The 22,419-nt window shown below is 34.9% G+C and carries 22 protein-coding genes; 4 read left to right on the top strand and 18 right to left on the bottom strand.

Going from position 1 to position 22,419, the window contains the following annotated elements:
- The first annotated feature begins 6 nt into the window (after positions 1–6).
- The gene (locus ACFPVY_RS06855) at positions 7–777 is read left to right on the top strand and encodes a DUF3667 domain-containing protein (protein WP_379791230.1); all 771 of its coding nucleotides are present in this window, start codon (positions 7–9) and stop codon (positions 775–777) included.
- Here the strand turns inward: ACFPVY_RS06855 and lpxD are convergent.
- A complete protein-coding gene (gene lpxD, locus ACFPVY_RS06850; protein ID WP_379791229.1) occupies positions 774–1,766 on the bottom strand; it encodes a UDP-3-O-(3-hydroxymyristoyl)glucosamine N-acyltransferase in 993 nt (330 codons plus the stop codon). The two genes, ACFPVY_RS06855 and lpxD, sit on opposite strands and share 4 nt — an antisense overlap.
- A 283-nt stretch (positions 1,767–2,049) precedes the next feature.
- Between lpxD and ACFPVY_RS06845 the strand changes: the two genes are divergently transcribed.
- Complete coding sequence (locus ACFPVY_RS06845; RefSeq protein WP_379791228.1) at positions 2,050–2,973, top strand: AraC family transcriptional regulator; 924 nt, start codon at positions 2,050–2,052, stop codon at positions 2,971–2,973.
- A 4-nt stretch (positions 2,974–2,977) separates the two neighbouring features.
- On the opposite strand, the gene ACFPVY_RS06840 is transcribed toward ACFPVY_RS06845, so the two are convergent.
- The 3 genes from ACFPVY_RS06840 to ACFPVY_RS06830 all read right to left on the bottom strand — a co-directional run bounded on the left by ACFPVY_RS06840 (position 2,978) and on the right by ACFPVY_RS06830 (position 5,384).
- Positions 2,978–3,352, bottom strand: a complete 375-nt coding sequence (locus ACFPVY_RS06840; RefSeq protein WP_379791227.1) for a DUF779 domain-containing protein — start codon at positions 3,350–3,352, stop codon at positions 2,978–2,980.
- A gap of 68 nt (positions 3,353–3,420) precedes the next feature.
- Positions 3,421–4,926: an aldehyde dehydrogenase family protein gene (locus ACFPVY_RS06835; protein WP_379791226.1), complete on the bottom strand. Its 1,506-nt coding sequence runs from the start codon at positions 4,924–4,926 to the stop codon at positions 3,421–3,423.
- A 152-nt stretch (positions 4,927–5,078) separates the two neighbouring features.
- Entirely contained in the window at positions 5,079–5,384 is a 306-nt protein-coding gene (locus ACFPVY_RS06830; RefSeq protein WP_379791225.1) for a GNAT family N-acetyltransferase, read from the bottom strand.
- A 230-nt stretch (positions 5,385–5,614) separates the two neighbouring features.
- Here ACFPVY_RS06830 and ACFPVY_RS06825 point away from each other — a divergent pair, with 230 nt between their 5' ends.
- On the top strand, positions 5,615–7,390 hold the full coding sequence (locus ACFPVY_RS06825) for an AMP-dependent synthetase/ligase (protein WP_379791224.1): 1,776 nt from the start codon (positions 5,615–5,617) through the stop codon (positions 7,388–7,390).
- Between the two features lie 36 nt (positions 7,391–7,426).
- On the opposite strand, the gene ACFPVY_RS06820 is transcribed toward ACFPVY_RS06825, so the two are convergent.
- Both ACFPVY_RS06820 and ACFPVY_RS06815 read right to left on the bottom strand, forming a co-directional pair.
- On the bottom strand, positions 7,427–8,524 hold the full coding sequence (locus tag ACFPVY_RS06820; RefSeq protein WP_379791223.1) for a slipin family protein: 1,098 nt from the start codon (positions 8,522–8,524) through the stop codon (positions 7,427–7,429).
- 615 nt (positions 8,525–9,139) lie between these two features.
- Positions 9,140–9,460: a hypothetical protein gene (locus ACFPVY_RS06815; protein WP_379791222.1), complete on the bottom strand. Its 321-nt coding sequence runs from the start codon at positions 9,458–9,460 to the stop codon at positions 9,140–9,142.
- Positions 9,461–10,493: 1,033 nt separating this feature from the next.
- Here ACFPVY_RS06815 and ACFPVY_RS06810 point away from each other — a divergent pair.
- Positions 10,494–12,248, top strand: coding sequence for a mechanosensitive ion channel family protein (locus ACFPVY_RS06810; protein ID WP_379791221.1), 1,755 nt, complete (start codon positions 10,494–10,496; stop codon positions 12,246–12,248).
- Between the two features lie 65 nt (positions 12,249–12,313).
- Here the strand turns inward: ACFPVY_RS06810 and ACFPVY_RS06805 are convergent, their stop codons facing one another.
- From ACFPVY_RS06805 to ACFPVY_RS06750, 12 genes are all read right to left on the bottom strand, one after another.
- Entirely contained in the window at positions 12,314–12,958 is a 645-nt protein-coding gene (locus tag ACFPVY_RS06805) for a hypothetical protein (RefSeq protein WP_379791220.1), read from the bottom strand.
- Positions 12,959–13,071: 113 nt separating this feature from the next.
- Positions 13,072–13,740 carry a suppressor of fused domain protein gene (locus ACFPVY_RS06800; RefSeq protein WP_379791219.1) on the bottom strand — a complete coding sequence of 223 codons (669 nt, stop codon included), beginning with the start codon at positions 13,738–13,740 and terminating at the stop codon, positions 13,072–13,074.
- Between the two features lie 245 nt (positions 13,741–13,985).
- Positions 13,986–14,384 (bottom strand): VOC family protein, encoded by a 399-nt coding sequence (locus ACFPVY_RS06795; RefSeq protein WP_379791218.1) that lies wholly within the window; start codon positions 14,382–14,384, stop codon positions 13,986–13,988.
- 61 nt (positions 14,385–14,445) lie between these two features.
- On the bottom strand, positions 14,446–15,477 hold the full coding sequence (locus ACFPVY_RS06790) for a leucine-rich repeat domain-containing protein (protein WP_379791217.1): 1,032 nt from the start codon (positions 15,475–15,477) through the stop codon (positions 14,446–14,448).
- Positions 15,478–15,535: 58 nt separating this feature from the next.
- A complete protein-coding gene (locus tag ACFPVY_RS06785; RefSeq protein ID WP_379791216.1) occupies positions 15,536–16,558 on the bottom strand; it encodes a hypothetical protein in 1,023 nt (340 codons plus the stop codon).
- Between the two features lie 96 nt (positions 16,559–16,654).
- Entirely contained in the window at positions 16,655–17,359 is a 705-nt protein-coding gene (locus ACFPVY_RS06780) for a hypothetical protein (RefSeq protein ID WP_379791215.1), read from the bottom strand.
- 108 nt (positions 17,360–17,467) lie between these two features.
- Positions 17,468–18,280 (bottom strand): hypothetical protein, encoded by an 813-nt coding sequence (locus tag ACFPVY_RS06775; protein ID WP_379791214.1) that lies wholly within the window; start codon positions 18,278–18,280, stop codon positions 17,468–17,470.
- A 243-nt stretch (positions 18,281–18,523) separates the two neighbouring features.
- On the bottom strand, positions 18,524–19,219 hold the full coding sequence (locus ACFPVY_RS06770) for a DUF1826 domain-containing protein (protein WP_379791213.1): 696 nt from the start codon (positions 19,217–19,219) through the stop codon (positions 18,524–18,526).
- 122 nt (positions 19,220–19,341) lie between these two features.
- Entirely contained in the window at positions 19,342–19,656 is a 315-nt protein-coding gene (locus ACFPVY_RS06765; protein WP_379791212.1) for a hypothetical protein, read from the bottom strand.
- Positions 19,657–19,896: 240 nt separating this feature from the next.
- Complete coding sequence (locus ACFPVY_RS06760) at positions 19,897–20,340, bottom strand: hypothetical protein (protein ID WP_379791211.1); 444 nt, start codon at positions 20,338–20,340, stop codon at positions 19,897–19,899.
- Positions 20,341–20,374: 34 nt separating this feature from the next.
- Positions 20,375–20,737, bottom strand: a complete 363-nt coding sequence (locus ACFPVY_RS06755; RefSeq protein WP_379791210.1) for a zinc-ribbon domain-containing protein — start codon at positions 20,735–20,737, stop codon at positions 20,375–20,377.
- A 514-nt stretch (positions 20,738–21,251) separates the two neighbouring features.
- Positions 21,252–22,346: a hypothetical protein gene (locus ACFPVY_RS06750; protein ID WP_379791209.1), complete on the bottom strand. Its 1,095-nt coding sequence runs from the start codon at positions 22,344–22,346 to the stop codon at positions 21,252–21,254.
- Positions 22,347–22,419 lie beyond the last annotated feature (73 nt).

The following is a 22,419-nucleotide window of genomic DNA, read 5'->3' as shown; positions in this document are numbered from 1 at the left end:
TATAATATGAACCAAAACTACTGTCTAAACTGCAACTTCGATGTTGATAACAAATTTTGTCCAAGCTGCGGTCAAAAAACGGATACGCATCGAATTGTCATGAAACATTTTGTGATGCACGACTTGCTTCACGGCGTTTGGCACCTTGAAAAAGGAATTTTATTTACATTAAAAGAGACAATTATTCGTCCGGGGCAGGCAGCTTTAGATTACATCAACGGAAAAAGAGTCCGCTATTACAATGTTTTCTATTTAGCACTTTTGGTTATTGGTTTAAATATTTTACTGCTTCATTTTAAAGAAACTCAGGTTAAAGAAACTGTAGAAGTATTGAAAAATAACAAAAGCACATTCAATGATTTTATTTCAAAATATTCAAAAATAATTCTGTTTTGTATCGTTCCAATTTTTTCTTTGAACGCAAAACTAATTTTTAAACGACTAAAATTAAATATCGCAGAGCATTTTATACTTGGCGGTATTACACTTTTAGGATTGCTGATCAGCAGTTCTGTTTTGTTCGTCTTTAGTATTTTAGATTTAAATTTTGATATCATCATTTTTGGAATTTCCAAAATGATAATCGCCCTTTTTATCTTTTTATTTCCAGGGTGGTCTTATTTCAATGCTACAAAAAATCTTTATAAAACTTGGGGATTCTCTTGGCGAATTTTCTGTTTTTACTTATTAACCATAGTAGAATTTATATTGTTACTCGCCTTTATAACTGTAATAATACTAAAAGACGTAAATGCGCCGTTGGAAATCCATATTTAAGCTTCATTAACCATTCTCTTTAAAATGGCCCATTGTTTCAAAGCTTTTCTGGCTTCAACCGCCGGATATCCCAGCATCGTTTTTCCTGCTTCAATATCACCAGTTACTCCAGAACCTGCACCAACAACCGCACCGCTTCCAATGGTAACGTGATCTTTTATTGACGCGCTTCCGCCAATGATAACGCCGTCGCCTAAAGTTACAGAACCTGCCAAGCCACTGTTTCCGGCCATGATGCAGAATTTGCCCAAAACACTATTATGTCCAATTTGCACCAAATTATCTATTTTGCAACCGTCTCCTAAAATGGTTGAACTGAATTTTCCTCTATCGACACAAGAACCCGAACCAATTTCAACGCCGTTTCCGATAATCACATTACCAATTTGTGGAATTTTCACCAAACCTTTTTCAGGACACGGACGAAATCCAAAACCGTCGGCGCCAATAGTTGCATTTGGATGTAAAATACAATGTGCGCCAATATGACATCGTTCTCTGACCACACTTCCTGACCAAATAATTGTATTTTTTCCAATAGTACAACTGTCTAAAATGGTCACATTAGGATAAATAATTACGTTTTCTCCTAAAACCACGTCGGGTCCAATATAAGAGCCAGCTCCTATAAATGAATTTTTTCCGATAATCGCAGAAGTATGAATTACGGCAGTTGGATGAATAGCTTCGTCAAATTTTGGAGCACATTGCGCGAAAAGAGACAAAATTTGAGTCATCGCCAAATCTGCGTTTTTAACTTTGATAAAGGCGCGATTTATTCCGGGAGCAATTGAAATATCATTGTTTACAATTGCAATTGGAGCGTTTGAAAGCGCCCAAAATTTTTCGTATTTTTTATTTCCAATAAAAGAAATCTGAATATTGGTGGCGAGTTCCAACTGCTCTGGTGAAGATATTTTTTGAGATGTAGAGCCGATAATCTCACCTTTTAAAATTTCGTTTATTTCTTGAACCGAATAATTTTTCATATTAATTTGGGGCTTATGCGAATGACATCTCTTGACGATTAGCGCCGCAATATCGCATAATTATTTAGTTAAAACGGATAAATGACAGAAAAATTGTTAAAAATTAAAAATTAATTTATTTTTTTATAATATAAATTTTAAAATTTCACATTAAGAACTAAAAATGTTATTATTTAATTTGAGACGCTTTATCATTGAACACATCGAGCGTTAATAAAAATTGTTTTAAGAATAAAATGTACTAAATTTATCGAATTGCTTTAATTCAAAAAATTCAGCTATCATGAATTCAAAAAACGGAATCCTTCTCAATGCTCCAAGCCTTTCAAAAGAAACTTCGCTCAAGACTTTGGTTGAAAACAGAACGATTCATACGCTCAATCATTGTGAATTGAATATTTTTGAAACCTATCAAGAGGCGCAATTGGTTCCGTTAAAATTTAATGATTTGGTGGTGACAAGTATGCTTCGCGGTAAAAAAGTGATGCATCTTTTTGATAAGGAAGGTTTTGATTATCTTCCGGGCGAAACGGTTATTGTGCCGTCAAATGTGGAAATGAAGATTGATTTTCCAGAAGCTTCCAGACAAAATCCTACACAATGTTTGGCTTTGGCTTTAGATCACACTAAAATTTCGGAGATTTTAAATTTGTTGAACGAAAAATATCCAAAGGAAGGCTCCAATAATTTCTGGCAATTAAACGCCAATAATTATTTCTTTTATAACAATGTGGAATTGGCAACATCCATCCAAAAATTGATTAAAGTTTGCTTGAGCGATTCGGTTACGAAAGATGTAATTGCCGATTTAACTTTGCAGGAAATGCTGATTCAGATCATTCAATTGCAAACCCAAAAATCACTTGAAAACAATACTTTTTCAGATTCAAATTCTTCGCTTTCGCCGATTATTTCTTACATTAAAGCAAATATCCAAAATTCGATTAATATGAAAAAATTATCAGATGTGGCCAATATGAGCACGACAGCTTTTCATCGTTTTTTCAAAAAAGAACTCGGAATTACGCCGGTTGAATTTATTGCCCAAGAAAAAATTAAGATGGCAAAAACACTTTTAAGCGAGCCCAATATTCATATCAATGAAGTTTCGTATGAATTGGGTTATGAAGACAGCAATTATTTTATCAGATTGTTCAAGAAACACGAAGGAATTACTCCAAAACAATACCAAAAATTAGCAAATTAATCATTTATTCTTCCAATTTTACGGGCTCTAAATTTTCAATTTCTTCGGGAGTAAAAATGCGATAATGGATTTTAAATGTTTTTCCCAGTGGTGTTTCCAAAGAAAAACCGCCCGTTGGAACTCCGTCTAAAACGTCCATTGTAAAATGCGCATTTTTCCAATATTGAAATAAATCTCGGTCCACCCAAAACTCAAAACCTTCCACAGTTCCGATACAAACATCGCCCATTCTCAAGTAAAAACCGCCTTTTTCAAAACACTGCGGTTGCGTGCCTTCACAGCATCCGCCAGCTTGATAAAACATCAAATCTCCGTGGGTTTTGTGCAATTGTCTTATAATTTCTCTTGCTTCTTCTGTTGCGTCAACTCTTTTTACCATAGCTCTAAATTTAAAATACAGCCGCGGTTTCACGGCTGTATTATTCCAACAATTATAAACAATTAAAATTAAAAGAATCCTAATTTCTTTTTGTCATAAGAAATCAGCATATTTTTTGTCTGGCGGTAATGGCCAAGCATCATTTTGTGGTTTTCTCTACCAATTCCAGATTGTTTGTAACCTCCAAACGGAGCTCCAGCTGGATAAGAATGGTATTGATTAATCCAAACTCTTCCCGCTTGAATCGCTCTTGGAACTTGGTAAATTTCGTGGGCATCACGCGTCCAAACTCCGGCTCCCAAACCATACATCGTGTCGTTTGCAAGCTCGATGGCTTCTTCCGTAGTTTTGAAAGTCGTTACGGCTAAAACGGGTCCGAAGATTTCCTCTTGGAAAATTCTCATTTTGTTGTGGCCTTTAAACAAAGTCGGCTTGATATAATAACCTCCGGCAAGATCGCCTTCCAATTGATTGACATCACCTCCAGTCAACAATTCAGCGCCTTCCTCTTTTCCTAACTTGATATACGACTGTATTTTTTCATATTGCACTTTTGAAGCCTGAGCACCAATCATCGTAGACTTATCCAAAGGATTTCCAGCAATAATCGCTTCAGTTCTTTCAATTACTTTTGCAATAAACTTGTCATAAATATCTTCGTGAATCAATAATCTTGACGGACACGTACAAATTTCTCCTTGGTTCAAGGCAAACATTACGGCGCCTTCCACCGCTTTGTCAAAGAAATCATCATCGTGATCTGCTACAGAAGGGAAGAAAATATTTGGAGATTTTCCGCCTAATTCTAACGTCACCGGAATGATGTTTTCAGTAGCATATTGCATCACCAAACGACCTGTTGCAGTCGATCCTGTAAACGCCGCTTTTGAAACTTTTGGATTTGTAACCAAAGCTCTTCCTAGTTCAGCTCCAAAACCATTCACGATATTTACAACGCCCGGAGGAAGAATTCCTTCGATCAATTCCATCATTACTAAAATGGAAACCGGCGTGCTTTCTGCTGGTTTTAAAACTACCGTATTTCCGGCGGCCAACGCTGGAGCTAATTTCCAAACGGCCATTAAAATTGGGAAATTCCACGGGATAATTTGTGCAATTACACCCAAAGCTTCGCTCAAAGCAATTGAAACTGTATTTGAGTCTAGTTCAGCAATCGAGCTTTCTTCCGCACGAATTACGCCCGCAAAATATCTGAAATGGTCAATCGCCAAAGGAATATCTGCTGCCAAAGTTTCACGAACTGGTTTTCCATTATCAACCGTTTCCACAGTCGCAATATATTCTAAATTGTCTTCAAGAACTTGCGCGATTTTGTTCAACAAAATGCTTCTTTCAGTAACCGAAGTTTTTCCCCAGCTTTCGAAAGCTTCGTGAGCAGCGTCAACTGCCAAAACCAAATCTTCTTTGCTTGATTTCGCCGCTTTTGTAAACACCTTTCCGTCGATCGGCGAAATGTTGTCAAAATATTCTCCTTTCACTGGTGGAACAAATTTTCCGCCAATATAATTATCGTACTTTTCTTTAAATTCTGGTCTTTTTAAAATATCGCTCATTGTTTTATAATTTTTAATTTTCTCAAATTTCACACTTAAAAATTATTGATAATAGCATTATTGTGTCAAAAAATAGCACAATTCTAATTTTAAGAAGAAAATAACTAAACAGCATTTTATTTATGAGTAAATTAAGAACGAGCGAAACCAGCTTATTTTAAGTGAGCCAATTCAGGATTATGAAACACAGAATTGAACTGATATTCTTCGTGTTTGTCGATATAAGCCTTGATGTAAGGACAATAGGGTTTTACTTTTAAATTATTTTCAATCGCATAATCCAAGATGTATTTTGCCAAGGCAGAAGCAATCCCTTTTCCTTCCAATTCCTTCGGAACCTCGGTGTGCAGATAAGAAATTCCGCCGTCAAAAAGTTTGTAATCTTCAAAAGCGACAAATCCATCTTGGTGAATTTCAAATTTATTTTCTTCCTTATTATCAATTACTGTGTAGCCCATAATTTCTATTTTTTTAGTAGTTTAAAATTAGGCGAAGTAAAGTTTTTGAGCATTGAACCAGTTCAAGAAAATGTTTAATTTCTTGATTCAAATTTTCATTAAAACAATGATTTATAATCCACTAAATAATTAAGTGTGAAAAATATTATAAATATCATTTCGAAAATGATAAAAAGATTGGTCATATATTTATAATTTCCTATTTTGCAGGGAATTTAATTTTCAGAAAGATGGCTTCAATTACTAGATTATTTGATTTCCCGTATCATCAGCAAGAAAAATATAACATCCCAGATGCTTTGGCGACAAAGGTTGACGGTCAGTGGATTAAGACGTCCACAGATGAATATATTAAGAAAGCCAATACGATTTCGCGCGCGCTTTTGAGAATGGGAATCCAAAAAGACGATAAGATTGCAGTCATCACTTCAAACAATAGAACCGAATGGCACATTATGGACGTTGGGATTTTGCAAATTGGGGCACAAAATGTTCCAATTTATCCAACTATTACCGAGGAAGATTATGAATTTATTCTAAATCATTCTGGTGCGATTTATTGCTTTGTCTCAGACGAAGAAGTTTTGAGAAAAGTAAATGCTATCAAAGGAAATGTTCCGAATTTAAAGGAAGTTTTCTGTTTCAATACCATTTCTGGATGTAAAAACTGGGAAGAACTTTTAGAATCTGGTAAAGACGAAAGCAACCAAAGTGAAGTCGATGCCAGAAAAGAAGCGGTAAAACCAGAAGATTTGGCCACGATAATTTATACTTCGGGAACTACGGGAAAACCAAAAGGCGTAATGCTTTCGCACAATAATATTGTTTCCAACGTTTTAGGAAGCGAAAAAAGAATTCCGTTTGATGCAGGAAAAAGCAAAGCTTTGAGTTTTCTTCCGATTTGCCATATTTATGAAAGAATGGTTACTTATTTGTACCAATATTATGGCGTTGCAATTTACTTTGGAGAATCAATCGAAAAAATTTCCGACAATGTCAAAGAAGTGAAACCAAACGTAATGACTGGCGTTCCCAGGCTTATCGAAAAAGTATATGAAAAAATCATCGCAAAAGGCACAGAATTAACAGGAATCAAAAAGAAATTGTTCTTTTGGGCAATTTCTGTCGGATTAAAATACGAACCAGATGGCGCCAACGGTTGGTGGTATGGCGTTCAATTATCACTGGCCAGAAAACTGATTTTCAGCAAATGGAAAGAAGGTTTGGGCGGCAATCTAGAATTAATCGTCAACGGAAGCGCCGCATTGCAACCAAGATTGGCAAGAGTTTTTGCAGCCGCAGAAATTTATGTTATGGAAGGCTACGGACTTTCTGAAACGTCGCCAGTAATATCAGTAAATGACCGAAGAAACCGAGGCTTTAAAATTGGTACGGCCGGAAAAATAATTGACAATGTAGAAGTTAAAATCGCGCAAGACGGAGAAATTCTTTGCAAAGGCCCAAATGTAATGATGGGTTATTATAAAGACGAGGAAAAAACGAAAGAAGCCATTGTTGACGGTTATTTTCACACAGGAGATATCGGTGAGATTGACAAAGATGGTTTCTTGAAAATTACCGACAGAAAGAAGGAAATGTTCAAGACTTCTGGAGGAAAATATATTGCGCCACAATTAATTGAAAATGCAATGAAACAGTCCCGTTTTATTGGTGAAATCATGGTAATTGGCGATGGTGAAAAAATGCCGGCGGCGTTCATCCAGCCTGATTTTGACTTTGTGAAATCTTGGGCAAAAAAGAAAGGAATTAAAGCAGGTTCTAACGAAGAATTGGTAGAAAACGAAGATGTCAGAAAACGTTTTCAAGAAGAAATTGACGGAATCAACACCAAATTCGGACATTGGGAACAAATCAAAAAATTTGAACTGACACCTGATGTTTGGTCGATTGACGCTGGCCACCTTACTCCTACAATGAAACTAAAACGTAAAAATGTCAAGGAAATTTATCAGAAATTATACGAAAAGATTTATCCACAATCATAAACGAAAAACCATGAACCGATAACGATTCGTGGTTTTTTATTTAACGAAGATTTCCTTCAATTGCGTGATGACATTGCCACCGCCAGAAATGGTGATTTCACCAATTTTATCCGCGATTTTTTCGACATATTCCATCTCTTTCAATTTCCAAAGCATTTCGTTTTCTTCCATCAATTTGGCGGTATTTAACAAACTTCTTGTCGAAGCTGTTTCCTCACGCCTCATAATGCTGTTGGCTTGCGCTTTTTTCTCGGCAACCAAAACCTGGTTCATAATTTCCTTCATATCGCCTGGCAAAATGATATCTCTTATTCCCGCATCTGAAACGGCCAAACCTAAATCAGCGATTTTAGCTTCCACATTTTCCAAGATTTCTTTGGCGATCGAATCTTTTTTAGTCAACAATTCATCCAAAGTCAAACCTCCGATAAATGCTCTCAAAGCCAATTGCATCAAAACGTACAATTGTTTTTCAAAATCTTTATTATCAACCAAAGCTTTAAAAATATCGGTTACTTGATATCTCACGAAGAAATTGATTCTCAAGCCGGCTTTGTCTTTTGTCAGTAATTCTTGACCTGAAATTTCCAACTGTTGTTGTCTGACATCCACGGATTTTACCTCAACAGAAATTGAATTGTGCCAAAAGTAGTACGTTCCCGCAGTCAATTCTTTTACAAATGAACCATTCATAAATAATAAGGCTGTCTCAAAATTCATCACTTGGAATTTTCTAACGTAAGGTCTGATTTTCACGTTGTCAAGTAAAGCTGTTGCGATATTCTCTGTAATTTCAACTTTAGACAAATCGATTTTGACGAATTCATAATTGAAGTAGCCTTTCCAGAAAGCGTATCTTCCGGTCACTAAAACGTCTTTAAAAATTCCGTTGACGATGTACAACGCAATTTCATTATCGGCAACCTCAACGACTTCTAATAACGAAGCCAACTCTTGGTTTTGCAATAAAATATTCAATTCGATTGGCGCCACGAACGATTGGTTTTTTTCGTAGATTTTCACTTCTTTGTTGCCAAAAATCCAGAAATTACCTTCTTCTAAAACCCTAACTAATTTTCTGTTTTCAAATACCAAACCAACTTGGTAGGCATTAATTTTTACATTTTTAATCATCTTTATTTTGTTTTTATTTGTTGTTTTAAATAATAAGAAAATGAATTTTCGAAATCCTCTTTCAAAAACGGGAGCTTAAATTTATTCCAGCAAGCAGTAATTATTTTGCGACTATTTTCAACGTAATTTTTAGAAAAATCTAAAATTATTTTGTCAAATCGAAAAGAAAAACTGATGGCTTAAAACAGGTTTTAAACACGCAGGTTTTGTCACGAGCATAAAATCTTTTTCAAGAATTTATTGATTAAGACAAATCCATTTTCTTTTTTGAGCGCCATTTTAAAGAGTAGCGCGACTCTTCCAAGGCAGATTTTTGATCTGCGAAAACTACATCCAAAGTGTAGCCCTATTGTTCAAACCTGACTGATCCGTAAAAGACGGAGTGGGATTCGAACCCACGCAAAATAGAGTGTGAAAGTTTTTTGGAAAACTAACTAAAACCTCCAAATCAAGTTGCATAGAAAAACATAATGCGTTTCGGCAAAGTTTTCCACAATGGTGCCATTCAGAAACACGCAACAGGACTTGTTTGATATTTTTATTTCAATGAACTTTTATTTCTTGAACAAAGATTTCAAAACCACTGCGCAATTATTCTGCGCAGTGAATTAAAATTTAAAAAAGCCCCATCTTTTTTTGATGCTCTCGATCTCTGATGTCAATCGCACCAAACGGACTTCCTTTAAAATAGCCGATGTTTTCAAAGCCATTTTCTTCGGTGATCAGGGATTCTTTCTTAGTTACGGCGCCGGTATATTTGGAACCATAATTTCCCGTAAGCTTCTTGGTTACCGGATCGACATCGCCCCATTCGGGCGTTTTTCCGTTGTAAATTGGTTCCACGAAATAGGTAATTCCGGTGAGCCTTGACTTCATTAAAAATCTTCCTGTTTCGTCTGTATTGGTTAAAAACCTTTTTAAAATGTCTGGTCTCATAATTTTCACTTTTTAAATTAAACTTCATTTTCATCAGCGGAATAGATTCGAGTTGAACGAATACCTTCAGTGCTTCAAACTAACGTGCATACCACATACACCACTATTCCATTTTGGCTCATTGGAAATTTTCGAGAGACAGTCGAAAAAGTCGCCGTCGCAATGAGCCTGTGTTCTAGAGAACATTTTCTTGACTTCAAGGCACAAAAAAAGCACCTCGTTAAAGGTGCTTCATAACATTTGGAAAATATAATTATCCCATATGCTTTGGTTGATGCACCTGCATTTCTGTAAACCCGCTATCAAGTCTCGGATTTGTTAATTGTGTTTTATTTGATGTATTATGTAAAGCCATTGCCTTTTATTTTTATAGGTTGAAACAATTTGTTGTAATTAGTAATTATCAATTCGTAATACTAAATTTTCCTCTGCAAAGATAATGTCAAAAAAAAGTAACATCCAAATCTTTTTAAAAATTAATTTATTGATAATCAAATACTTAATAGTAATTTTATAGCAATAAAATCCCTGTCCACTTTTTCAGTAGAGGCCTAAATCGAATCAAATGACTGTCTCTCATCAGATTACTTTTCAAGATTGTATTGCTGTATTTTGGTTAGTCATTAAACATTTTTACTTTTTATTTTTTAAATTATTTTTGTTTTTTCATCCATTGGAACCACTTCAAACAAAAAAAGCGCCCCGGTTAAGGACGCTTTCTTGTATTTATTTTGATTGGATAGCTTATTAGTTAGGCCAAAAATCGTTAGAATACACCACGCGTCCGTTACATTTTACAGGAGATTTTCCCGCAAAACGATCTAAAACTGGTCTCAAAGACAGACTTTTATGTGTGCAACTATTTTTCATATCGTGGCAAATGTACTATTTTTTTTATAAGAGCAACATATTTTTTGAGGCAATAGTTCCAAAAACGGAACCACAATTTAACATTTGGGTTTTATTTAAGAGGAATTAGACGTAAATTTAGATGCTGTAAACACCTCTTTTTTACAACACAAAATCAATGAATATGAGCATTTCAAACAAATTCTTCGCGTTTCTCTTCGGACTATTTTTATGTTCCACAACTTTAAATGCGCAATTGTTGCCAGGCACTTCTGAAGTAAAAGAAGAAGTCAAGATTCCCGATGATTCTTTAGGCAGGAGAAATCCGCGTGGAACGGTAAACGGTTTTTTAAAAGCAGTTTCTGAGCAAAATTACTTTCGCGCAAGCCAATATTTATACTTAAAAAGATCTTTTAGAAAAGCGAAAGAACGAGAACGAATTGTCAAATTGATGCAGAATCTTCTGGATCAAAGCGGAAACATCATCCCAACTTCATTGATTAACAATAAAAATACAGGAACTCTCGATGACGATTTAGAACCCGAATTAGAGCTTGTTGGAACCTTAAAAATAAACGAGAAAGACGTAAATCTATACGTTGAAAATAACGAAAAAGCAGATGCACCGCCAGTTTGGCTTTTCTCGGAAGAAACCGTCAGCGCGATTGCTTCGGTAAAATTGGAAGACAATCTTTTGGTTAATAAAATTTTACCAGAATCATTAAAAGAGAGACTGCTGGCCGGTGTCCCGATTGGGCAATGGTTAATTATCATTGTTTTAATTGCGGGTGCTTATTTTCTGTCTTGGGGAATCATTTCGCTCATCACTTTTTTGATCACAAAACTTTGGAAAAAAGCCAGAACCGAACCCACACACGGAATTATTGAAGCCCTTTCCTTACCGATTCAACTTTATATTGCGCTTTGGGTTTTCATCGATTTCTCGCAACGCGTCGGCATTTCAATTATAATCCGCCAACGTTTCAGCTATCTGACAGTAACTGTTGGGATTGTCGCGTTCTTGATGTTGCTGTGGAGAATCACCGATTTTGTGAGTGAATTGAGCAAAAACCGAATGACGGTTCGTGGCCGTGTTTCCACGATTTCTGTGATATTATTCTTGAGACGAACATTTAAAGTCGCCATTTTTGTTTTTGGAGGAATTGCCATTTTAGGCGCCATCGGAATTGACGTGACTACCGGGCTCGCCGCACTGGGAATTGGAGGTATCGCTTTGGCTTTGGGAGCGCAAAAAACCGTAGAAAACTTTGTGGGAAGCGTTACCTTGGTTATTGACCAGCCGATTCGGGTGGGCGATTTTTGCAAGATAAATGATATCAAAGGAAATGTGGAGCAAATTGGAATGCGTTCGACCAAAATAAGAACCGGCGAAAGAACCGTGGTTACGATCCCGAATGGTTTGCTTTCGGCGAATAATATTGAAAATTATGCGTTCCGCGATCGTTTTCTTTTTAATCCTATATTGGATTTGAGATGCGAAACCACGCCAGACCAGATTCGGTTTTTATTGGTGGAAATCAAGTCGATTTTAATTTCCCACCCGATGGTCAATTCCGAAGATGCACGCGTGCGATTTATCGGTTTTGGCGCTTCTTCGTTGCGAATGGAAATCAACTGTTATGTAATGGTGAGCACGCTCGACACGTCATTGGAAGTAAAAGAAGATTTGCTGTTGCGCATTATGGATATTGTGGCAGAAAGCGGTTCTGGATTTGCATTTCCATCGCAAACGGTTTATTTTGCCCAAGACGAAGGTGTTTCTGAAGAAAAAAGTAAAATATCTTCTGAAAAAGTGAAAACTTGGAAAGAAAATCAAGAGCTTCAAGTGCCTCGTTTTCATCAGGATAAAATTGATGAAATTGAAGATTCAATTGTTTATCCTCCAGACGGCTCGGCAATTAATAAGAAGAAAGAATAAGATCAACAAAAAAAACCTCAGCTGTTTTCAACTGAGGTTTTTTATTTTTATTTTTGAAATAGGCTTTAAAGCGACTTTTCTAAAACCGTTATACTTCCAGATTCATCTTTCATAATATTATATTGAATCCAAATTTGCTTGTCTTTTGTTTTAATAATGTAGGTTTTAATATCGTCTAGCATATTGTAATCTATAGAAAAACCATATTTATTATCGATTAATTCTTTATCACCTACTCTTTTAATTTCTGAATTGGGTATGCTGACATTGTTAACGTTGACGCCACCTAAAGCCAAAATAGATGCTTCATAACTTTTTTCAACAACCAGTTTATTAAATCTCTTTCCGTCGCTTCTGTCTTTTTCGATTCGCGCCTTAAAACTCTTTCCTTCCACGGGAAGTAATTTTCCGTTCACGGCAAAATATTCTTTGTCAACATCCTTTATACTCGCCGGATTGATCTTTTTTTCATAATCATAAGTGTACATCTCTGGCGGACTCACATACGGAAACTCGCCTAATTTCGCAGTAGATTCTTTTATTTTGCTAATATCAAAACTCGCTGTGTCTACTTTGATTTCCGTCGTTTCTATATTTTCTGACGGTGTTTGCGTTGCTGTTTTTTCAGGTGCTGTTTCTCCGTTTTCCGAAGCTTTTTTACAAGAGAATGTGCTCAAGGCGATGGCAATAACTAAAATGCTTTTTTTCATATATCTATTCTTAATTAATGCAACTTAATACTGTTTGATTGTAAGTTTTTGCGTTGGAATTTTGAAATATTGGATCATTCTCAATAAAATTATTCCCATTTCAACAACCAAATTTAAGCCACTGGATCTCTATCTAAATCACTGTATGGATAAAACCCTTTTTCTTTCAAAAGCTCAATTAATTTAACACTTCCGTTCTTTCTGGCAAATTCCATTTCGCTTCTAAAAACTTCCAAACAAAGCAATAAATGGTGTGTTCTGTCGCCAATTACAAACTCCTTGCCTTCTGGCGCATAATTATCTAAAATCAAGCAGTTGTTTTCATCCGTTCCGTTTGGAACTTCAATCGTTTCGAAAGGATTTAAAACTGCTTGTGAAGAATAATTTCCGATGGTTGTGAAAATGCCACAAAATCTTCTTTCGATCGTGTTGAACTCCGTTGGATTTTCTTCGTTATCATTGTAATCTAATTTTGTAAAGGCAACAAGTTCATAGGTTCCAATGCGATTTGGTTTTGGTCCGTTTCCATCAGGATCAAGTAATTCCATTGTTGCAAATCCAGTTCCTTTTATACCATTGGTAAAATAATACATATCCACAGCGCCACCAATAGAAAACGGAATGATAGCATGGCCAACGATTCCGTGCATTGCTCCAAGCACATTTTCTAAACCTTGCTCTTTTAATTTATAATCTCTTTCAAATTCTTCATCCGTAAATTCTCTTGCTGGAACTTCGATTTCTTTACTTTTTCCTCCAAATAATTTCTTTAAAAAACTCATAATCTTATGTTTAAATATTTTTGGTTTTGACAATAGACGCTATATTTTCACAAATAAAGATACTAAAATAGTAAATATTTTATTACAAAAACAAGATTTTATTTTGTTCCGCATAAAATTGGTTGCGAATAATTGCAGAGAGGTTTATTAAAACGTTTTTGCCAATGGTTTTGTTTTACATTGGGAGATAAAAATTAAATTTGTCTGTCTTGGCTAAAATAAATCCCTAAACTCAGACCAAAAAGCTACATTCCTGGCCAATACAAAACATTAAATTTGTGCCCGTCAGGGTCAGCGAAACAAAAAGTATATCCTTCTTCATAATTTTGTGGTCCTGAAATAATGATGCCTCCAGCCAGTTTTACTTTTTCTGCCCAACTCTCAACCTCTTCCCTATCGGTTGCAGAAAGCGAAAAGATGATTTCATTGGTGCTTATTGGGAGTTTGACATTTCCGTTGACATCTTTTTTCAGTCGTTCTTCGGTAAAAAAGTTGATGATAAAATTATTTTGTCCAAACATAAAGCTGGCTCCATCAGTGTCTGTGTATTTTCCGTTTGTTTTGAAGCCTAAAGCTGTGTAAAATGTATGCGTTCGGTTCAAATCACTTGAGGCAAAGTTTGCCCATATTAACTTTGGTTCCATAATTTTAAAGTTTAGATTAAAGTTATGAAAATCAATTGAATGTATTGTCAATCAATTGATTTTAATCATTCATACCATCGTAATAGACATCTATTTTACTTAGAATTTTCTGTATTTCTTCGTATTGTTTTTTTGAAAATCCTGTTTCATTTAGGAAGAACAAACCGCTCCATTTTATCTTTTTAATGGAAGCAAAAAATTTACCCCAGTTTAAAGGATTGTTCGCAAAAGGAACATATTGAACATCTGAGCTTAAGGCTAAAACTTCCGGAAAATCAGCGAATTGATTGTATGAAAAGTCAACTTTTTCAATTTTTTTCAGCGTAGAAAATGATTTTGGAACTGAAGAAAGTGAAGCGTTTGTAACTCCAAACTCTGTAAGATTGGGCAATTGGTCTAACAAATCTGGAATTTCCTTTATTTTATTGGATGAACCATAATTTCCTGAAACGTATAAAACTGTCAATTTATTTAGGCCAAAAATGCTTTTAGGAAATTCAGAAAATTCAGTGTAATGCAAGCCTAATTCTTTCAAATTTTTCAATTGCGAGAAATTTTCAGGAAGATTTTCTAACGGATTTCCAGAACTGAAATTTTCCAAAGCAACCAAATTTGATAAGCTCGAAGGCAATACTTTTAGGTTATTTTTCTCAAGCATCAGTTTTTTAAGAATACGATTGGGAATTTTTATTTCAGGAAAACTTTCTATTGCAAAATTGTCAATTTCTAAAACCTCTAATTGAGTACCCTCATTAAAAATTTTATCTAAAATAGTATTATCCAAATACTTACCAGAAACCATTGTACTAAAACGAAGCTCTTTCAGTTCAGAAAAATGGATATTTTCAAATTCTTTTAAGCTCTTGATTTGAATATCTTTACCATTTATTTTCTTTGCCGTTATTTGAGTTGCAGCATTTTCAGGCATTACAATGTTGTATTCAAGTTCATTTTGTGTTTTTGGTTCTTGAATTTCAGTAGAAATAATAATCTCTTTTTTAATCGGCGGAGGTATTTGCTTCGTCTTTTTCTTTTGAGCAAACACTGAAAATGTGACGACTGAAAATGCAAAAACTAAAAAATATTTGTTCATAGTATCTGTGTTTAAATTTTTGTAAAGTTGATGCAATTATCTTTTTAGCAAGGCATAATTATTTTTTCAGATGTATATTTTCAGACATTAAATAATTGAAATTAAGAATTTTATTCATTTCTTCATTATCTGGATAATTTTTTATTTGAGACCGATAAACATCAGAATGGATGAAAATATGAGATTTACGCAACTTAAAATATTTTAGCGTAAAAAACGATCCCACTACAGCCTTATCATTTTCGAAATCATAAGTAATCGTGTATCCAACAATATTGTCTTTTTCTTTCTTTACAAGCACGATATTTGGGTTCTCAGAAACATATTTTTCTAGGTTAAAAGTCGAAGGATCGCTGGAAACATAAACCGTAAGCTGTTTGAGTCCATAGTTATTTTCAGGATGTCTGACATCATAGATTTTAGAATTGTCTTTGAGCGTCCCAACTTTTATAGACCCAAATTTTTCGTTTTTAATAGATCCTGTTTCCCATAATTCAATTTCATCCGGAACAACCAACTTTAAATCATCGTCGTATTTATCATCATATATTTCGACCTCTTTCGACGGTAATTTTTTGACCGCATTCAAAACGATTGGCGATTTTTTTTGTAGTTCGCTTTTTAAATCGCTTATCTTTTTTGCTATCTCTTTTTGATCGGCAATGGCTTCAGCGATGTTTTTTTCGAATTGCTCTTTCGATATTTTTTTAAACTCGATTACAGTATTTTTTGATTCAGAAGTAGTCGCATTGTCCTTAAACTTGATTAAAAAGCGATCGCCATCGAATTTATAATCATACATTTCATAATAATCTTTATCAGTAATCTGAAGCTGACGAAGGCTTTTAAAATTTTTCAGATCCACTTGAAATTTCTCAGGAAGCTCAAAATACAGCATTTCATTCCTTTTCACAAAATGAAAATTATAGTCAAACATTTGTTGCATGTAAGCGCTTGTCAGTCCGATGAAAGGCTTGTTATCTTCCCTGCGTATGTTTTCAATTTCCCAAAAAGTTTCTTTTTCTTGCCCGCAAGATTGTATCGAAAAAGCTAGAATTAAAATTAGGGTGATGTTTTTCATTTATTATTTTGTCAGTTATAATTTTTAGATAAAATCCTTCTATCCCAAAGTTTTTCGGACATAGCCTTCCTTTTTGTCCATTTAAAATTTATCCTTTCAAAAACCGTTATTTTTTTTCCAATCGTTTATTTCTTTTGGATGTTCATTGTCGTTGGGATAATTTGCTTTTACAAATTCAAATTGTTCTGGCGTGAGTAACACCATTCGTCCGTCGTTTCCAGAACTTATCGGATAAAATTGTTCATTGCTTTTTTGCAATCTGAGCTGGTCGTTCAGCATTTCAATGAAATTTACAAATGAAATATTCCAGTCGTTTGCTCCAAAAACCGCATCAAACGCAGTGTATTCTTTTCCGTTCAGCTTTATTTTATGCGTCCAATGTTTTTCTGATTGGTTATTGAATTCACCTGAAAAATCAAGTTTTAAGTTCAGTTTGTCAAATGTCTTTTTTACCGTTTTCAAATAGGGAATCAAGCCACCGCCTTCAAATAAGGCTTCACTGTCGATTGCATAAAATCTGTTGTCAGTGAAAAGTATGCTTTCTCCGGCCATAGTGCCTTCAAAGAAATCTAGTTTGGTATAAGCGTTTTCAAATTGCGCTTTGGTTTCGACCAGATCTTTTTCTTCCGTTAGATTAAAAAACTGAAGTTTTTCTAACGATGTTATAATTTGACTTCCTGTCAATTTAACTTTAGCAACTTCTTGCGGTTTTTGGGAAATACTTTCAGCAGCTTTATTTTGAGACTTTGAAGTACAGCTCAAACATAAAAAGCCAGCCAGTAAGAGTAGTGTTTTATTCATCTGATTTTTTTTAGTTTTAAATAACTCCTTTAAATCTTGTAAACTCAATTTCTATTTCATCTAGTTTTTTTTCAAAATTCCCGCTGTGCCGTTATCTATCCTGTCTGCCTATTTAAAATAATCCACCAGCTCATAATTGCCATCATAATACTTCTCCAATAATTCTTTGATGTAGTATTTGTGCTGAACGCCCGTTAAAATTACGATTGTTTTTCCTTTGTGCACATTGGCGGTTTTGACGATATTTAAAGCCATCGTGTTGTTTCGCATGTCCCAAAAGTTGCACCACAGTTGGTAGCCCAAACGATAGGAAATTTTCTCTCCGTTTGGTTTGACGACAAATCGTTTTGCAAAAAGTTCTTCCGAATTAGTGATTTTAGGCAGTTCATGGTGCTGGATGTTCTGGCGGTATCGGTTCAATGTTTCAAATTCAATGGAATTTAAGCTTTTGAAATCTCTTTTCATGAAACCCAATAGCGCTTGGTTGGCATCAAGATATTTTTCATAAATAGCAATATTATTACGATCCAGCGCCTTTTTTTGATAGAGGCTATCCAATAACTTAACAGTCAGATTGTCTGTCGGGGTCATGCCGTTTTCTTTTCTATAGCCATTTCTTCCCTCAAATTCAAAGGGCAAATTCAATGTCTTCGGATATTTTTTTAGATAGAGTAATGACGCGCCCTGTTCATTCGAATTAGGACGAATCTCTTTGAAGTAATTGGCAATCTGTTCGGTATCGTTCTCTTGCAACAATATATCTGGCTTGATGACATCCAATATATCAAAAAGCATCTTCGGATTTAAAATTTCAGAAGATTCGTGAACCGTTCCGATAATATACAATTTTGTTTTTTCGACCTTCTGAGAAAAACCAGCCTTAAAAACCAAAAGCAGGAATATGGTAAATGTGTATTTCATTTTTTGTTTGGTAGCGCTATAATTCGATTTCCATGGCAAAAATGACCGCAACAAATCAAGATAAATTCTTGTGAAAATACAAAGCGTTATTTTTTACTAAAGTAACAAATTATTTCCTGCAAATATTTTTTTTCTTACAAATCGAGGCAGACGCAATTAAAGAAAGTGCTTGTTGAACATAAAAAAACGCCCTCTTCAGGGCGTTGTAATAAGCTTTTGATTTTCTCCAAACTAACTCCATTATCAGCAGATCAGCAACAGCCGGCAGTGTCCATTTTCTGCGGGAGCTCTGTGAATGCAAGGCAAAACCTGCTGCTCTGGATGGTCGATTGCAATTTTCCATAAGTGACCAATTCCGAGGTTTATCGGCTTTGCATTTGGCAAAGGCGCATAATGCAGGTCAAAATAATATTCCTTTAAAAAATCGTCAAATTCATCATCAGGTCCGTCGTGCAACTCTTTAAGCTTTTCCCGAATTTCAGGAACTAAAATCTTTTGTATCGCTTCGTCATTGGGCAATATGTCGCTCGCCGGGCCATAATAGGTGCTTAAAAAAGTATCGGTTCCAATATCTGAACGATCGACGTGATACGAATAAACGTCGGTTGAAAAGAAATCTAGCTCTTCATCGCGCTCATAATTTTTCAATAAATTGAGCGACGGCGAAGCGCCGATATCAGTCAATAATTTCAAGTCATTTAAGATAATTTCCCTTGCCAAATTACCATGTTCGGACAGTTGCAGTGACCTAAGTTCAGCAACCGACACTTCCGTAATATTTTCCCTTAAGGTAAGTTTAGCGACAAGTTCCTGAAAATCGCCCTCGAGTTTTCGGTTCCAACAGATCGCATTGGTAGTACCGCTAAAAACAGTAGTGACAAGGTCATCAAAAGTACCAACCGATGTAATCTGGCGGTGTCGAAAAAAAGTGGCTTCCATAGTAAGATAAATGATTAGCAAAAATAAGAAAAGGTCAATTGAGAAGATATGATTTACTTACGAAATAGTTCGCTTTAACATATTTAAACAGCGTAAGTCGCCGTAGGAATTCGAAGTCATTTCTACTGCCAGCTTATCGGATATTCCATATAATCGATAAAACCGTTGGTCTCAAAAATAATATCATAGCCTTGGTCGGTTAAAAAATAATAGCAGACTTTCACCTCATTGTTTCTTTTTGGAAACGTCAGCACGGCCGGGCACAGTTTGGCTTTGTCAACTGGCTCCGCATACACTTCATAATCGTCATCAATCTTTTTTTTGCTGTACAGCCCCAGGCTTCGGTCGTTGATAAAGCGTGCAATTTTAAGATCTTTTAAAGCATATTTGATGATCTCATAGTTGATTCCCTCGAACTTTGCCGTGTTTTCGTTCATCGTTGACGTGTAGGCTTCCAGCTTTTGCTTGGATCGATGGTTTTGCCTTTTTTCCTGACGATCAAAACATTGCCTTTTTCATACTTTCAGTCGAAATACTTGCCATAATTTTCCATATAATCCACGCTGTCCTGAACCGTTTTAAATTGTCCGTAAGACAGACTGGTGACTAAAACCAAAAGCAGTGCTATAGTATGTTTCATGGTTCCTTTATTTTTGAAAAAATGGGTATTGGTGCTTTTATTTTTTTTTCAACGGAACCTTTTTAAAAACAGAATTTTTGTCAGAAACAAATATAAAATCCCCAACCAATATTGTTTTTTCAAGTTCTTTTTCTTGATCAGTTTTTCCCCACGCTAATGTATCGCCTGATTTAAGATACACCTCACTTGTTCCTTTAATTAATTTGGCTTTTAAGATTTCCAATGTTGCTTCTTCTGAAAGTTGCAGTTCAGAATCGATCGGAATTTTTGGCAATGCCCCATTTTTAGATGCAATAACAAGGGAAATATAAGAAGCGTCTGTATCTATTTCAAATTTTCCTGTTTCACTTTCGCCGACCAACACTTCAGAATTATTTGAAAATCCATAGTCATTTTTCACCTGCAAGACCACCGCCTGATTTTTTGAATTGCAAGCGGTCAAAACCAGGAAGACAGTAGAAAGTAAAAGGTAAAATCGCATGCTGTTTTTTATTGTTATCTGTTAAGATAAACTGCTAATTTTTCAAAAATTCAACAGTCGTATACACCCAATAAATAACCATCACTGCTGTAATGACAAATCCGACAATTTTCAATGTCTGATTTTTTATTGCTAACGGGATGAGCATAAAACTTAAATTTTGAATAAGCCACAAAAAGCCCTGAATATATTTAGTCGAACCTTCATACCAGTTGCCGACCAGCATTCGTATCGCAAATTGAGAGATAGCAGCAAAAAAAGCGATGCTGATAAAAATAATCAGATACTTGTCTGAAGCCTTATTTTCTGTTAAACGAGTATAAGCCAAATCCATGCCGCAACTTTTACAGAATTCGGTGTTCGCTTCGTTTGGTGTATTACAGCGTGGACAAATCATATTTTTATTTATTAAAAGTTTCTATTGTAAATTACCTTGGTTGTTTAGGTACTCAAATCGGTAGCGTCCCAGTCAGTCTCTTTAGACAACGTCCAAGTCAAGGAATGTCGGCGCCTTGGATGACCCCACCGTTTCCCACAGGGTGAAAATCCTTTGGAATCTTGTCATGCCCAAGTTGCGCGCTTTCACCGCATGGTAAAGGCAGTAAGTCTTCTTTTCTACTTACTGTGATTCATTTTCTTTCTGCCCAAATATCTTTTTGAAAAAACTCATGTCACTTGGTTTTAATATTAAATTCTACAAAAATTAACTGCTACCAAAGTACTAATTTATCGCCAGAAAAAAATATTTTTTCTTACAAACCACTGGATAGCGGCAACGTTCTCCAGTTACAAGCAGTTTGGGGTTAAATAAGCGTTATCTTTCGGATTAGCCAAATCATCCCAAATACAAACCAATTTTAAATTAAGCCTAATACTAAAATTGCGTGTATCGGTTGTTGGCAGTAGTATTTTCATTTGATTCTACCCAATTCTATTTTTCCGTAAATTGCTTGGACTGCTTCAAAAACTTCATTTTGATTTTCAACCGCTGTCCAGCCCTTATTGTTAAGTTCTATTCTAACTTCTTTTTCAGATTTTCCTTTGATCAAATGGTAATATGAAAAATCTAAAACTTCTGTTGGAATTCTTTCCAATTGGTAAGAAGTTATAGTTGACACTAATCTCAGATAGGCAATAGCATATGTTAAACCTAATTGTAGAAGCCAACTTATCACTAATCCGATCCAACCTGTATTCAATGTTTTGATTGTTAATCCTTCCGAAAATCTAATTTTCATAAATTCAAAAAAACCAATTCTATCATAATTGTTTTGATTCAGAATAATTTCATATTGAAAATATTGATTTGATAAATATGTAACAATTATCATTGCAATTAACAAAGAATGTAATTTTTTAAAGTCTGTGAAATTTGATGATTTTATTAAAATTTTCAAAGCAAAAGCAATTGCTAATCCAACTAGAAACTCAAACAAACCAATAAAGTATATTCCGTGAATTGAAACTTCTGCTATTACAAAGCCAAAAATTAGAGAACTAATTATTCCTCCAACGATTGGAATTAATAAACTTGGTTTTTTAGATTCTTTCGGTTTAGGTAAAGTTTCTGGAATTACATAATCATCCCAATTATTTTTCTTTTCGGTTTCCTGTTCAAGTTCATTTAAAGCATTTCTGTCATGCTCGTTTTCGGTTTCTTTTAAAGCGTGAATAAATAGTTTAACTCTTTTAGAGTTTCTGCCATTGTCCCACATTTCGTTACCCAAAGATTCACTTTTCACCTCTAAATTGCCGAAATTATAAGTTGCAGTAATTATTTCAGTCCATTTTTCAATTCCTAATGCTTTTTCTCTTCGTTTGGCCTCGATTTTATTTTCATCTTTAAAAACAATATCCCAACCTAATTTCTGAAATGTCTTTTCTGCAATTGGAATAAAAACAGTTTTGCTTAGAGAAGTTCTAACTTCTTCTTTATAATTGGGTGTCCAATTAAAACTATGTTTCTTTTTAATCGTCTTTTCGTAAATTTTTAATTTTTCCTCCATTTATTTTTTTGCTATTTTTTGGTAATATTACTGCTAACGTTCCGGTACTACAGCGGGTTTGGCACTAAATTAA

It is taken from the genome of Flavobacterium qiangtangense, assembly GCF_042658345.1.
Taxonomy (GTDB): Bacteria; Bacteroidota; Bacteroidia; order Flavobacteriales; family Flavobacteriaceae; genus Flavobacterium; species Flavobacterium qiangtangense.
This window is presented reverse-complemented; position numbering and strand designations above follow the sequence as displayed.